At 72.0% G+C, this 13,655-nt stretch carries 13 protein-coding genes; 3 read left to right on the forward strand and 10 right to left on the reverse strand.

Translation table 11 applies throughout. The features are described 5' to 3' along the window. Positions 1-199: 199 nt before the first annotated feature. Positions 200-862, forward strand: a complete 663-nt coding sequence (locus J3P38_RS00705) for a class I SAM-dependent methyltransferase (protein WP_307807621.1) — start codon at positions 200-202, stop codon at positions 860-862. On the opposite strand, the gene J3P38_RS00710 is transcribed toward J3P38_RS00705, so the two are convergent. The 6 genes from J3P38_RS00710 to J3P38_RS00735 all read right to left on the reverse strand — a co-directional run bounded on the left by J3P38_RS00710 (position 821) and on the right by J3P38_RS00735 (position 6,083). After that, entirely contained in the window at positions 821-1,954 is a 1,134-nt protein-coding gene (locus J3P38_RS00710; protein WP_210502371.1) for a prenyltransferase/squalene oxidase repeat-containing protein, read from the reverse strand. The two genes, J3P38_RS00705 and J3P38_RS00710, sit on opposite strands and share 42 nt — an antisense overlap. Next, a complete protein-coding gene (locus J3P38_RS00715; protein ID WP_210502372.1) occupies positions 1,951-2,712 on the reverse strand; it encodes a class I SAM-dependent methyltransferase in 762 nt (253 codons plus the stop codon). Before J3P38_RS00715 ends, J3P38_RS00710 begins: the two co-directional genes overlap by 4 nt. Further along, positions 2,699-3,976, reverse strand: coding sequence for a glycosyltransferase family 4 protein (locus tag J3P38_RS00720; RefSeq protein WP_210502373.1), 1,278 nt, complete (start codon positions 3,974-3,976; stop codon positions 2,699-2,701). The genes J3P38_RS00715 and J3P38_RS00720 overlap by 14 nt, the downstream gene beginning before the upstream one ends. Before the next feature lie 64 nt (positions 3,977-4,040). Further along, a complete protein-coding gene (locus J3P38_RS00725) occupies positions 4,041-5,012 on the reverse strand; it encodes an NAD(P)/FAD-dependent oxidoreductase (RefSeq protein WP_210437740.1) in 972 nt (323 codons plus the stop codon). Between the two features lie 52 nt (positions 5,013-5,064). Continuing rightward, a complete protein-coding gene (locus J3P38_RS00730) occupies positions 5,065-5,592 on the reverse strand; it encodes a hypothetical protein (RefSeq protein ID WP_210502374.1) in 528 nt (175 codons plus the stop codon). Next, complete coding sequence (locus J3P38_RS00735; RefSeq protein WP_210502375.1) at positions 5,589-6,083, reverse strand: hypothetical protein; 495 nt, start codon at positions 6,081-6,083, stop codon at positions 5,589-5,591. Before J3P38_RS00735 ends, J3P38_RS00730 begins: the two co-directional genes overlap by 4 nt. A gap of 65 nt (positions 6,084-6,148) precedes the next feature. Between J3P38_RS00735 and J3P38_RS00740 the strand changes: the two genes are divergently transcribed. Further along, on the forward strand, positions 6,149-6,805 hold the full coding sequence (locus tag J3P38_RS00740; protein WP_307807623.1) for an ion channel: 657 nt from the start codon (positions 6,149-6,151) through the stop codon (positions 6,803-6,805). Between the two features lie 31 nt (positions 6,806-6,836). Here the strand turns inward: J3P38_RS00740 and J3P38_RS00745 are convergent, their stop codons facing one another. Continuing rightward, positions 6,837-7,403, reverse strand: a complete 567-nt coding sequence (locus J3P38_RS00745) for a hemerythrin domain-containing protein (RefSeq protein WP_210437748.1) — start codon at positions 7,401-7,403, stop codon at positions 6,837-6,839. Between the two features lie 52 nt (positions 7,404-7,455). Continuing rightward, positions 7,456-9,585, reverse strand: coding sequence for an excinuclease ABC subunit UvrB (gene uvrB, locus J3P38_RS00750; protein ID WP_210502376.1), 2,130 nt, complete (start codon positions 9,583-9,585; stop codon positions 7,456-7,458). Between the two features lie 116 nt (positions 9,586-9,701). On the opposite strand from uvrB, the gene J3P38_RS00755 reads away from it, so the two are divergent. Then, positions 9,702-10,946 carry a phospholipase D-like domain-containing protein gene (locus tag J3P38_RS00755; protein ID WP_307807625.1) on the forward strand — a complete coding sequence of 415 codons (1,245 nt, stop codon included), beginning with the start codon at positions 9,702-9,704 and terminating at the stop codon, positions 10,944-10,946. Here the strand turns inward: J3P38_RS00755 and J3P38_RS00760 are convergent. Both J3P38_RS00760 and J3P38_RS00765 read right to left on the reverse strand, forming a co-directional pair. Then, complete coding sequence (locus J3P38_RS00760; protein WP_210437753.1) at positions 10,906-11,724, reverse strand: hypothetical protein; 819 nt, start codon at positions 11,722-11,724, stop codon at positions 10,906-10,908. The genes J3P38_RS00755 and J3P38_RS00760 overlap by 41 nt on opposite strands. Positions 11,725-11,765: 41 nt before the next feature. Further along, a complete protein-coding gene (locus tag J3P38_RS00765) occupies positions 11,766-13,433 on the reverse strand; it encodes an FAD-dependent oxidoreductase (RefSeq protein ID WP_210502377.1) in 1,668 nt (555 codons plus the stop codon). Positions 13,434-13,655: the final 222 nt, after the last annotated feature.

The raw sequence follows: 13,655 nt of genomic DNA on the forward strand, positions 1-13,655 counted from the left end.
GGCTCACCCGTCCAGCGAGGCCACGAGCTGCCGCACCGTGGCGAGGCCGAGGCGGGACTGCCGCGGCGTGCATCGCACTCACGCAGCGACGTTGTGTCGGCGCGCAGGCGGGGCACGCGAGCTTCCGACCGGCCGGGCCGCGACCGGCCTCGCGCACGGCACGACCGACGCTTCCCCGAACGCACTAGTCTCGTCGGTCGTGCCTCCCGAGACGATGCCCGCCGACCTGCTCGAGCACGCGCGTTCGGCGAAGGGGTTCATGCCCGAGGACGAGGGCGCCGTGCTGCACCGGTGGGCCCGCGAGCGGCTGCCCCACGGCCCGGCGCTCGAGGTCGGGACCTACTGCGGCAAGTCCGCGATCTGGCTGGGCGGCGCCGCCCGCGAGGTCGGCGGCACGGTGTTCACCGTCGACCACCATCGCGGCTCGGAGGAGAACCAGACGGGGTGGGAGCACCACGACGACAGCCTCGTGGACCCCGAGCTCGGGCTGATGGACACGCTGCCCACCTTCCGGCGCACGATCGCCGGCGCCGGCCTCGAGGAGCACGTCGTCGCGGTCGTGGGCCGCTCCGAGACGGTCGGGCGCTGGTGGCGCACCCCGCTGTCGCTGCTCTTCATCGACGGCGGGCACGGGGTCGAGCCGGCGCGCGCCGACTTCCGCACCTGGCCGCGCTGGGTGGCGGCCGGCGGCGTCCTGGCGATCCACGACGTGTTCCCGGACCCGGTCGACGGGGGCCGGCCCCCCTACGAGGACATCTACCTGCCGGCGCTGGCCACGGGCGCCTTCACCGAGGTCGAGGCGGTCGGCTCGATGCGGGTGCTACGCCGTACGTCGGGCGACGCCGGCGACGCCCTCGCCTGATCCGTCCGCGGACGTGCAGCCGCACTCCAGCCCGATCTCGGCGAAGTCGGGGGCCAGGGTGGTGCCGCGCATGATGTCGGCCCCCGGGGTCCCACCGGTCAGGGCGTCGACGGCCAGGATGACTGCCGCCGCGGTGTAGGTGGTCTGCTCCCCCGGCCAGTTCACCTCGTCCGGCCACACGTAGCCGGTCCAGTAGGAGCCGTCGTCGGTGCGCAGGTGCTGCATGTCGGCGAGCAGCTGGAGCGCCCGCCCGCGGTCGCCGACGGCGTCGAGCGCCAGCACGAGCTCGGCCGTCTCGGCGCCGGTCACCCAGGGGTTCGTCGACACGCACCGGATGCCGAGCCCGGGCACCACGAAGGTGTCCCACCGCTCGGCGAGGAGCTCGTGCGCCGCCGCGCCGCGCACGGCTCCACCGAGCACCGGGTAGTACCAGTCCATCGAGAACGTCGACTTGTCCAGGAAGAGGTCGCGGTGCTCGCGCAGCGCGTGGCCGAGCCGCCCACCGGCCAGCTCCCACTCGACCTGCGGCTCCCCCACGAGTCCGGCGAGAGCCACGCCCGCCCGGAGCGAGTGGTAGATGCTCGAGGAGCCCGCCAGCAGCGCCTCCGCGTTGACCGTCCCCGGCTCGCCGTCGTGCCACTCCTGCGACCAGGCGATGCCGCCGAACGGCAGCTGCAGGGCGACCACGAAGTCGAGCGCGCGACGCACGGTCGGCCACATCGACCGCACGAACGCTTCGTCCCGCGCGACGAGCCAGTGGTGCCACGTGGCGACCGCGACGTACGCCGACATGTTGGACTCGCCGGAGTGGTCCTCGACGTGGCCGGCGACGATCTTCATCGGCCACGAGCCGTCGCTCCGCTGGGTGGCGCGTGCCCAGGCGAAGGCCCGCTCGGCGGCCTCGCGCTGGTCGCCGACCATCAGCGCCATCGCGGACTCCAGGTGGTTCCAGACGTCGGTGTGCTGCCCGGGCGTCCACGGCACGGCGCCCGAGGGCTCCTGCATGGCCACGATCGTCGCCGCGGTCTGCTCGACCTGGGCGCGGTTCAGCACCTCGCCCGACGGTGGCACGTCGGCCGGCGGTCGGGTCACGCCGCCGCGCCGGGGCGCTCGGGCTTGCGGAAGTAGAGCACCATGCTCTTGCCGATCAGCGGGTCCAGCAGCCGCCCGGCGTACCGGAGCGGCTTCGGGTCCTGCAGGATCTCCCACACCAGCAGCCGGTGGTACGCCTTGGCGAGCGGGTGGTCGTCGTTGGTCACGCCGACCGCGCACTTGATCCACCAGTAGGGCGTGTGCAGGCCGTGGGCGTAGGCCTTGCCCGTGAACACCATGGCGTCACCCGGCGTCCCGTCGTTGGGCCGGCCCGCCTTGGTGACCTTGTCGACGAGCTCCTCGGCCGTGTAGATCCGCACGTGCCCGCCCTCGGCGTTGTGGTAGTCGTCGGACAGCTTCCAGTTCACCACCTCAGGCAGCCACCGCGGGACCGAGACCGCCAGCGTGCCGCCCGGACGCAGCACCCGGACCAGCTCCTTGATCGCGTCGACGTCGGCGTGGATGTGCTCGAGCACCTCGGCCGCGACGATGCGGTCGAACTCGCCGTCGGCGAAGGGCAGCGCGAGGGCGTCGCCCTCCTTCACGTCGGCCTCGGCGCCGTCAGGCACCTCGCCGGCCTCGCGCATGGCGGTGAACCACTCGCGCACGGTGGCCAGCTCGTCGGCGTCCTGGTCGAACGCCACGACGTCCGCACCGCGCTTGTACATCTCGAAGGCGTGCCGTCCGGCCCCGCAGCCCATGTCGAGCACCCGCTCGCCCGGACGGAGCCCGAGCCGGTCGAAGTCAACGGTCAGCACGGCGGCTCTCCTCCTGCTCGTGGCGGCCCCGTTCCTCGCGGAAGGCGGCGATGGTCTCCTCGTAGGCGGCCGCCGTGGCCTCGGCCACCGCGCGCCAGCTGAACATCCGCTCGACGCGGGCACGCCCGGCCGCGCCCATCGCCGTACGCCGCTCGGGGTCGTCGAGCAGGGCGGCGATCGCCTGCTCGAGCTCGCCGACGTCGCCGGGCGTGACGAGGTCGGCGCACTCGCCGTCGGGGCCGACGACCTCGGGGATCGCTCCGGCGCGGGACACCACGAGCGGCGTCGCGCAGGCCATCAGCTCGGCGGTCGGCAACGAGAAGCCCTCGTAGAGCGACGGCACGCACGCCACCTCGGCGGAGCCCATGACCTCGACGAGCTCGGCGTCGCTGACGCCGTTGACGAAGGTGACCCGGTCGGCGATGCCGAGCTGGTCGATGAGCCGCTCGGTGCGGCCACCGGGCTCGGGCCGGGTGACCAGCACGAGCGAGACGTCCCGCTCGACGGCGAGCTTCGCGAACGCCTCGAGCAGGGTGGCGATGCCCTTCATGGGGGCGTCGGCGCTGGCCATGGCGAGGATCCGGCCGGGGACGCGCGGGGTCGTCGGCGGTGCGAAGACGTCGTCGACGCCGAGCAGGATCGTCTGCATCCGGGCCGGGTCGACCCCGAAGTCGCGCGCGATGTCGCGACGCGAGGACTCCGAGGGCGTCAGCACCTTGCGCAGCCGCTTGGCCACCTTGGACTGCATCCGCAGGAAGCCGTACCACCGGCGCAGGGTCAGCCGCTTGCGCCACGTGGGCGCCGTCTGCAGGTCGATCCTGCGGTCCATCGTGATGGGGTGGTGGATGGTGGCGATCACCGGCAGCCCGCGGTCCTCGAGCTCGAGGATCCCCGTGCCGAGCACCTGGTTGTCGTGCGCGATGTCGAAGTCGCCGGCGCGGTCGCGCATGATGCGCGCGATGCGCGAGCTGAACGTCTTCGGCTCGGGAAACCCGGCCGTGCACATCGTGAGGAACTCCTCGACGTCGATGAGGTCGCGGAACTCCCGCAGCCGCGGCACCCGGAACGGGTCGGGCTCGCGGTAGAGGTCCAGGCTCGGCACCTTGGTGAGCACCACGCCCTCGTCGAGGTCGGGGTAGGGCTGGCCGGAGAACACCTCGACCTCGTGGCCGAGGCGGACGAGCTCGCGGCTCAGGTGCCGGACGTAGACGCCCTGTCCACCGCAGTGAGGCTTGCTCCGGTAGGACAGCATGGCGATGCGCACGCGCCCATTATGCCTACTCGCGGGTAGGCGTCCCGCCGGCCACCCCGGTCCCCGCTGCTCCGGCTCACGCCTCGCTGGAGTGCCCCGGGAAGACGTGGGCGGTCGGGTCGAGGACCACCGCGGCGTTGTTGACCGCGGTCGCGGCCTCGCCGAACCCGACCGCGATGAGGCGGACCTTGCCGGGATAGTCGGTGATGTCGCCGGCGGCGAAGACACGGGGCAGCGTCGTGCGCATGGACGAGTCGACCACCACGTGCCGCTTGCGGGTCTCCAGGCCCCACTGCTGGATCGCGCCGAGGTCGGCGATGAACCCGAGCGCCGCCACCAAGGCCTGCGCCTTGCGGACCTGCGGCTCCTGTCCGTCGACGCTGATCTCGACCTCCTCGAGGTGCCGCTCGCCGCGCAGCGCGGTGACCTGCGCGTTGGTGACGATCTCGACGCTCGACGCCCGCACCGCCGCGACCGTGCGCTCGTGCGCGCGGAAGGCGTCGCGCCGGTGCACCAGCGTCACCGACGCCGCGATCGGCTCGAGGTGCTGGGCCCAGTCGAAGGCGCTGTCCCCGCCGCCTACCACGACGACGTCCTTGCCGGCGTACGGCGCGAAGCTGGGCACGAAGAACTCCATGCCGCGCCCCACCCACCCCTCCCCCGCGGGCAGGGGTCGCGGGCTGAACTTGCCGATGCCCGAGGTGATGAGCACCGCTCCCGCGGTGACGCGGGTGCCGTCGTCGAGGGTGACGACGACCCGGTCCTCGCCGTGGTCGAGGGTGGTGGCCGTGCGATCGAGGAGGTACGTCGGGTCGGCGGTGGCAGCCTGCTCGACCAGTCCGGCGACGAGGTCGCGGCCCTTGACGCTGGGGAAGCCTGCGACGTCGAGGATCGCCTTCTCGGGGTACATGGCGGTGATCTGGCCGCCCAGCTCGGGCAGCGAGTCGACGACGGCGACGCTCAGGCCGCGGAACCCCGCGTAGTAGGCGGAGAACAGTCCGGTCGGGCCGGCGCCGATGATCAGGAGGTCGGTCGTCACGTCGTCCACGTCGCGGATCCTTCCGGTCGGACCGTCGGTCCACAAGGGTCGACGCGCGCTGTCACAGCGCGTCGAGCTCGCTGACCCTCCACCCGTCGTCGCCGCCGCCGGCGCGTTCCAGCGACACCAGCACGCGGTCGAGGTCGAGCCTCGGCTCGGCGAGGTCGGCGCCGGAGGTGCGCTGGTTGACGAACACCAGCACCCGGGCGGCCCGCGCCGTGGCGGTCACCAGCGCGGTGTCGACCACGTCGGCGGAGACGACCGTGCGGTCGCGCCGGCTCGTCGTCGCGACGCCGGCCATCGTCCGGTCGTAGCGGTCCCGCATCGCCGGCGTCATCAGGCGCCGGGCCGCGGCCTTGTCGTCCTCCAGGGTCTCCCACGAGTAGCTGTACGCCGCCCGCGTCGCCTCGGCGGCGACGTAGCGCACCTCGTCCTTGACCGCCGCCGACGCCACGGTCGCGTCCGCGGAGTCAGCGCTGCTCACCGCGCGACCCACGTCGCCGCCCGTACCTGTCAGCAGCCACGTGAGGGCGAGCGCTGCGGCGCACACCAGCACCGCCAGTCCCGCCACCCAGCGTCGCGACGTCATCGCACGAACTCCACGTCGCTGGTCAGCCACCGCCCACCCTCGCGCACCAGCCGCATCCGGAGCCGGTAGTACCGGACCTCGCCCCGGGCGTCGGTGCCGGTGTTGGTGACCGTGCTGTTCGCGGCGACCAGGACGGTGGCCGCGTCGTCGTCCTGGTCGCCCACGCCGAGGGCGACCACCTCGGGCGTGGAGACCGCCTCGGTGCGCTCGGCCTCGCTGACGAGGGTGTCGCGCTGGGACCGGTACTCCTCCGCGAACTCCCCCGTCGCGCCCGCCAGCACCGCCTCGACGAGCGGGTCCATGTCCTGGTGGTCGACGGTGAGGAAGGCGAGCGCCTCGGCCCGGGCCGCTGCCGCCACGTCCTGCTGGGCGGCCGTCAGCGGCTCGTCGACGGCGTCGCGCGACGACATGACCAGCCCGATGGCGACCAGCAGCCCGACGAGCACGACCGCCAGCGCCCCGCCCAGCCAGCTCCCAGACCGTCCGCCCACCCTGCGAACCTAGCCCAGCCGGACCTCCACCACGCGGCGCACCCGGCTCCCTAGACTCCGTTGTCGTGACCCGGCCGTTTCGACAACTGACAGCGCACCCGTCCGCGATGCTCCTGGGCGCCCAGCTGCTGCAGGTGCTGGCGTGGCCCTTCCTCGACGACTCCACGGTCGGGCGGGCCTTCCTGGGCGTCATCGGCATGCTCGCGGTGGGGTCGGCGGTGCTGGCCGTCCGGCGCACGCCCAACGTCAGCCGCGTCGTGCTCATCCTGGGCGCACCGGCGATGGTGCTGACCCTGCTGGAGGCGGTGTTCCCGGAGACGGACCCGATCGTGCTCACGTCGGGACTGCTGCACGCGCCGTTCTACTTCTACGTCTCCTACGCGATGCTGCGCTACCTGTTCCACGACGAGGAGGTCACCACGGACGAGTACTACGCCACGGGCGCCGCGTTCACCGTGGTGGCGTGGGGCTTCGCCTACGTGTTCTCCGTGGTCCAGGTCGTGTGGGCGGACTCGTTCAGCAACGCCGAGGGATTCGGCCGGGCGTGGTTCGAGCTGCTCTACCTGTCCTTCTCGGTGCTGACCAGCGTCGGGCTGTCCGACGTCGTCGCCGTCGGTGAGCAGGCCCGGGCCGTGGTGATGGTCGAGATGATGGTCGGGGTCTTCTACATCGCCATGGTCGTCTCGCGGATGGTCGGCCTCACCATGATGCGGCGGCGCTAGCCGCCCGAGCGGCCGGCGCCGCCCGGCGAGCTCAGTCGTCCGAGTCCTCGTCGTCCTCGTCGTCGAGGAGTCCCTCGCGCTCGGCCGCCTCGACGAGGCGACGGACGTTGTCGATGCTGCCGCAGTCGGCGTCGAGCTGGGCGTTGCGCTCGGCGGCGAACTCGGCGCCGAGCTGGTCGAGGACCTTCTCGGAGATCTCCTCGCGCGCCGGGTTGAGGATCGTCAGCTCCTCCTCGGTGAGGTGGTGGTTGAGCGCGGTCGCGAGCTCCTCGACGGCGTCGTCGAAGGCCTGCGTGTCGGTGCGCTTGAGCTCGAGCACCTTGAGCATCGCCTCGTGGCCCTCGGCGTGCTCCTCCTCGCCGTGCTCCGCCTCGTGCGCGGTGATCGCGTGCTTGCGCCGCAGCTTGGGGTAGACGTGCTTCTCCTCCGCCTCGGCGTGCGCGACGTGCAGCGCGGCGAGGCCCTTGCGCACGGCGTCGCGGTCGGAGCTGCTGTCGCGCAGCTGGCGCATCAGGGACTCGAACCGGCGGTGGTCCTCGAGGATGAGGTCGATGACGTTGCCGGAGACGGGGCGGCCGAGGTCGATGGGAGTGCTCATGGGCCAGACGGTAGCGACTCCGGCAGCACGCCGCCTCGCCACGCGCCGACGCTCACCTGGTGGCCTCCATCATCTGCCGCAGCTCCTTCTTGAGCTCCGAGATCTCGTCGCGCAGCCGCGCCGCCACCTCGAACTGCAGCTCTGCCGCGGCCGCCTTCATCTGGTCGGTCAGGCCCTGGATGAGCTCGGCGAGGTCGCTGCTCGGGATGGCCGCGGTGTCGGGGGCTTCGGAGTGGATCTTCGACAGCGCGGGCGTCGGCGACTTGCCCGCCTTGACGCCGCCAGCGCGCCCCTTCTGCCCGACGTCGGCCCAGGTCTTCAGCAGCTCCTGGGTGGTCTCGTCCTCGCGCGCGAGCATCTCGGTGATGTCGGCGATCTTCTTGCGCAGCGGCTGCGGGTCGATGCCGTGCTCGGCGTTGTAGGCGACCTGGATGGCACGACGACGGTTGGTCTCGTCGATGGCCGACTCCATCGACGGCGTGATCTTGTCGGCGTACATGTGGACCTGGCCGGACACGTTGCGCGCGGCACGGCCGATGGTCTGGATGAGCGACTTGTCGGAGCGCAGGAAGCCCTCCTTGTCGGCGTCGAGGATCGACACCAGCGACACCTCGGGGAGGTCGAGGCCCTCGCGCAGGAGGTTGATGCCGACGAGCACGTCGTACTCGCCGAGGCGCAGGTCGCGGAGCAGCTCGATGCGCTTGAGGGTGTCGACCTCGGAGTGGAGGTAGCGGGTGCGGATGCCGGCGTCGAGGAGGTAGTCGGTGAGGTCCTCCGACATCTTCTTGGTCAGCGTCGTGACCAGCACCCGCTCGCCCTTGTCGGCGCGGGTGCGGATCTCGTGGATCAGGTCGTCGATCTGGCCCTTGGTCGGCTTCACCACGACCTCGGGGTCGACCAGGCCGGTCGGGCGGATGATCTGCTGGACCGTGTTGTCCACGCCCCCCACCCGGTCGAGCTCGTAGTTGCCCGGCGTGGCCGACAGGTAGACCGTCTGGCCGATCCGGTCGACGAACTCCTCCCACCGCAGCGGGCGGTTGTCCATCGCGCTCGGGAGCCGGAACCCGTGGTCGACGAGGTTGCGCTTGCGCGACATGTCGCCTTCGTACATGCCGCCGATCTGCGGCACCGCGACGTGGGACTCGTCGATGACGAGCACGAAGTCCTCGGGGAAGTAGTCGAGGAGGGTGTTCGGGGCGCTGCCGCGCGTGCGGCCGTCCATGTGCATCGAGTAGTTCTCGATCCCGGAGCAGGAGCCGACCTGGCGCATCATCTCCACGTCGTAGGTCGTGCGCATTCGCAGGCGCTGCGCCTCGAGCAGCTTGCCCTGCTTCTCGAACGCCGCGAGCTGGTCGTCGAGCTCGAGCTCGATGCCCCGGATCGCCCGCTCCATCCGCTCCGGCCCGGCGACGTAGTGGGTGGCAGGGAACACGTGGAGCTCGGTGTCGTCCGAGACCACCTCGCCGGTGATCGGGTGCAGCGTCATCAGCCGCTCGACCTCGTCGCCGAAGAACTCCACGCGGATGGCGAGCTCCTCGTAGACCGGGAAGATCTCGAGGGTGTCGCCGCGCACCCGGAAGGTGCCGCGGGTGAAGGACATGTCGTTGCGGGTGTACTGGATCTCCACGAGCCGGCGCAGCACGGAGTCGCGGTCGTGCTCCTCGCCGACCTTGAGCCGCAGCATGCGGTCGACGTACTCCTGCGGGGTGCCGAGGCCGTAGATGCAGGACACCGTCGAGACCACGATCGTGTCGCGTCGCGTGAGGAGGCTGTTGGTGGCGCTGTGCCGCAGCCGCTCGACCTCCTCGTTGATCGAGGAGTCCTTCTCGATGTAGGTGTCGGTCTGGGGGACGTAGGCCTCGGGCTGGTAGTAGTCGTAGTAGGAGACGAAGTACTCGACGGCGTTGTGGGGGAACAGCTGGCGCAGCTCGTTGGCGAACTGCGCGGCCAGGGTCTTGTTGGGCTGGAGCACGAGGACCGGACGCTGCAGCTGCTCGGCCACCCACGCGACGGTGGCGGTCTTTCCCGTGCCGGTCGCGCCGAGGAGGACGACGTCCTTCTCGCCGCCCTGGATCCGGCCGACGATCTCCTTGATCGCCGCCGGCTGGTCGCCGGAGGGCTCGTAGTCGGACACCACCTTGAAGGGGGCCACCCGGCGCTGGAGATCGGTGACTGGACGCATGCCTCGAGCGTACGCGGAGCCACCGACAGCGGGTCCTCCCGTTCGGGTGCGCCCGGGGACCCGGCCCTCCGCCGGGCCTCGACGCCCCGGGCCGGGCCGCTGGCTACATTGTGCCCGTGACCGTCGCCCGAACGCTGACCGCTGTCCGGCGCACCCTGCTCACGCTGCTCGGGCTCCAGATCGGGTTCGCGGTCGCCCTGTCCCTGGTCGACTCATACCGCCGCCGCGGCAAGAGGCCGAAGCCGTTCCCCGTCACCGGGCCGCGGACCGTCCCGGTCGGCGACGGGGAGATCACGACGTACACGTTCGGCCGCGACCTCTACGACGACATGCTGGCCGCGATCGACGGCGCCAAGAAGCAGATCCTCTTCGAGACCTACATCTGGAAGGGCGACGAGATCGGGTGGAAGTTCAAGACCGCCCTGACCGCGGCCGCCGACCGCGGCGTGGACGTCCACTGCATCTACGACGGCTTCGCCAACATGGTCGTCTCCCCCGCCTTCAAGCGCTTCTCGCCGAAGCTCAAGGTGCTGCGCTACCCGGTCTGGACCGCGGGGCTGCGCTTCTGGAACCTGCGCGGCTACGGCCGCAACCACCGCAAGATGCTGGTCGTCGACGAGGAGGTCGGCTTCCTCGGCGGCTACAACGTCGGCTCCGCCTACGCCACCGAGTGGCGGGACACGCACGTCCGCATCACCGGGCCCGGGGTGTGGGACATGAAGCGCGCCTTCGCCGACTTCTGGAACCTCAACCGCCGGCACCGGATCCGTCGCAACGACCGGCCGCTGCTGCTGGAGACCGCCTCCGACTGGGACCCGCAGATCCGCATCCACAAGAACATCCCGCGGCAGTGGAGCTTCCCGATCCGCAGCATGTACCTCGAGGCGATCAGCCGGGCCAGCCGCAACGTCTGGCTCACCACCGCCTACTTCCTGCCCGACCAGGACTTCGTGGACTGTCTCGCCGACGCAGCGCGGCGGGGCGTCGACGTACGGATCCTGCTGCCGCTGAAGTCCAACCACGTCGTCGCCGACTGGATCTCGCGCGGCTACTTCGGCCAGCTGCTCGCGGCCGGGGTACGGATCCTGCGCTTCAAGGACGCGATGGTGCACGCCAAGACCGCCACCATCGACGGCAGCTGGGCGACGGTCGGCACCGCCAACATCGACCGGCTCAGCCTCCAGGGCAACTACGAGGTCAACCTCGAGGTCATCGACCCGGCGTTCGCGGAGGTGATGGAGGACGTGTTCCGCACCGACGAGGCCAACTGCCTCGAGCTGACCCTGTCGGAGTGGGAGGCACGCGACCTCAACCGCAAGTTCACCGAGAACTTCCTCGCACCGCTGCGCCCCCTCCTCTGAGCGCGAGGATCCACGCCGACACGACGGCGATCCACGCCAGCGCCGCGACGTACGCCGCCGCCTGCCAGCCGGTGCGGTCGAGCGCGTCACCGTGGCGGGCGAGGGCGACCACCTGCAGCACCACGAAGGCGGCGCCGGTCCAGCCGAGCGGGCGCACCTGGCCGGCGTCGTCGACCAGCCGGGCGTGCGCCGCCGCCCAGCCGAGCCCGACGAGCCAGGCACCGACGGCGCGTGCCGTCAGCGGGGTCAGCGGCCACGCCCACACCTCGCTCGCCCGCTCCGGTGCCGCGAGCAGGGCGACGCCCGTGCCGACGAGGACCAGCGCGAGCAGCACCAGCAGCCACTGCAGCGCCGCCGGCAGCGAGGTGCGTACGACGTCCGGGCCCCGCGGGACCCGCGCCTGCACTACCAGCCCGAGGACCATCGCCACCGGCACGCCGGCGTAGATCGCGAGCCACCCCCAGGTGACGAGCCGTGCGCTGGTCGGGTGCCCGGCTCCGAGGTGGAACCTCTCGAGGTGGACCAGCGTGACGACGAGCGTCAGGGTCGTGAAGACCAGCACCGTCCACACCGTCAGCCGCGCGCGGCCCCACCCGGGCGACCGGGCGCCGGCGACCTCGAGCACGGCGCTCGACCAGTAGGCCGCCCCCAGGAACACGGCGGTCATCGGCACGTCGATCGTCCAGGCGAACCAGTCCGCGGTCCGCGTGGTGAAGACGGTCAGCTGCAGCCCGGCGAGGAAGACGAGGAGGGCCGCGACCAGCAGCAGCGCCCGCATCGACGGCGCGACAGGGGCGTCGCGTCGCGCCCGCCGCCGGCTCACGGTGCGCCGGCGGGCGCCGGGTGCGCGGCGAGGTAGCCGTGGAGCAGCGCGATCACGGTCGCCCCGTCGCCGACGGCGGTCGCCACCCGCTTGATCGAGCCGGCGCGCACGTCGCCGACAGCGAAGACGCCGTCGATGGTGGTCTCCAGCGGCAGCCGTCCGTCCTCGCCCGTGCGGACGAAGCCGGCCTCGTCGCGCGCGACCTCCGCAGGCAGCCAGGAGGTCCGCGGGACCGACCCGATGAGCACGAACAGTCCGCCGGCCGCCACCTCCTCGGCGCCCGTCGCTCCGTGCGGGTCGCCCAGCGTCAGCCGGGCCAGGCAGCCGTCCTCCTCGCGCCCGTCGAGCACCGCCGTCCGGTAGCGGATGGCGACGTTGCGGGTCGCCTCCAGCTGGGAGACGAGGTACTCCGACATGCTGGCGGCGAGCGAGGACCCGCGTACCAGCAGCGTCACCTGCCGCGCGTAGCGGGCCAGGTGGAGCGCCGCCTGCCCGGCCGAGTTGCCGCCGCCCACGACGTACACCTCCTGCCCGGCCATCGACGGCGCCTCCGACACCGCAGCGCCGTAGAACACGCCGCGTCCGACGAGCGCGTCGAGGGAGGGCACGTCGAGGAGCCGGTAGTCGACGCCGGTGGCGACCACGACGCTGCGGGCGCGCACCACGCTGCCGTCGGACATCCCGACCGTGCGCAGCGGGCCGTCCGTGCCCAGCGCCTGGACCTGACGCAGGAAGAAGTACTCGCTGCCGAACGACCACGCCTGCTGGAAGGACCGGAACGCCAGGTGCGCGCCGCTGACGCCGCGGGAGAAGCCGGGATAGTTGCGGATCAGCGAGGACGTGCCGGCCTGGCCGCCCACGGCGGACTGCTCGACCACCATCGTCGACAGGCCCTCGGAGGAGGCGTAGACGGCGGCGGCGAGCCCGCTGGGGCCGGCGCCGACGACCACGACGTCGTAGACGCGGTCGTCGGACAGCGGCGACATCAGGCCGAACGCGTCGGCGATCTCGAGGTCGGTGGGCGCGACCAGCGTCGTCGGCGGATTCGTGAACGCGAGCTGCAGCACCGGGAGCTCGGGGTCGCGCAGGCCCAGCCCGTCGAGGAGCCGGGTGGCCGACTCCGTGCCGGCCTGGTGGAAGCCGACCGGGATGTGGTTGCGGCCGAACTGGTCGCGCAGCGCGTGAGTGCGCTCGTCGCGCTGCTCACCGATGATGCGCACCGCCTCGAACCCGATGCCCTGCGCCAGGTGCCAGTCGTCCAGCGCGTCCGTGATCGCGCCGTGGAACTCCTCGTCGCGGCGCCGCTCCGGCCGCAGCAGCACGAGCTCGGCGTGGCCGTGGCCGATGGCCGTGAAGACGTCGCGCGTGCTCGCGAAGTCGCCCCAGATCGCGGCGATGGCGCGCTTGGCCGAGGGGTGCAACGCGTACGCCCGGCGCAGGAAGTCGAGCCCGTCGCGGTCGTCCGGGCCGAAGCAGGCGATGACGAGCGCGACCTGGCGCTCCCACCGGCGCAGCCCCTCCAGGACCGCCCGCGCGTGCGCGTAGTCGGCGCAGACGACGACCTCGTAGTCGCCGCCGTAGCGGCGTCGCAGCTCCGAGCCGATCACCTCGCGCGAGGTCGCGTCGGTCGTGGCCAGCAGCAGGACAGGATCGACGTCGCCCATGGCGGCCTCCCTCACAGCCTTCACCCGTCCGCTCGACGCTACTCCCGCCGTCCGGACGGCGGCGACACCATTTGCGGGGGGTCTGGACCGCTCGAGCCGGCTCTCACTCACCGCCGCGAGGCCTGAGCGGTGCGTGGCGCAGGTTCTGCAGTCCCGGAAGCTGCCTCACGCACCGCCGCCAGCTCGAAGCCCGGCCGAGCGGTGCGTGGCGCAGGTTCTGCA

The sequence above is a fragment of the Nocardioides xinjiangensis genome, assembly GCF_017916455.1.
In the GTDB taxonomy this organism is placed as follows: domain Bacteria; phylum Actinomycetota; class Actinomycetes; order Propionibacteriales; family Nocardioidaceae; genus Nocardioides; species Nocardioides xinjiangensis.

Excerpts from the sequence above, each read along its gene's own strand:
- J3P38_RS00760 (WP_210437753.1), bottom strand. The coding sequence starts at position 11,724 with ATGCGGGCGCTGCTGCTGGTCGCGGCCCTCCTCGTCTTCCTCGCCGGG.
- J3P38_RS00730 (WP_210502374.1), bottom strand. The coding sequence starts at position 5,592 with ATGACGTCGCGACGCTGGGTGGCGGGACTGGCGGTGCTGGTGTGCGCC.
- J3P38_RS00765 (WP_210502377.1), bottom strand. The coding sequence starts at position 13,433 with ATGGGCGACGTCGATCCTGTCCTGCTGCTGGCCACGACCGACGCGACC.
- uvrB (WP_210502376.1), bottom strand. The coding sequence starts at position 9,585 with ATGCGTCCAGTCACCGATCTCCAGCGCCGGGTGGCCCCCTTCAAGGTG.
- J3P38_RS00745 (WP_210437748.1), bottom strand. The coding sequence starts at position 7,403 with ATGAGCACTCCCATCGACCTCGGCCGCCCCGTCTCCGGCAACGTCATC.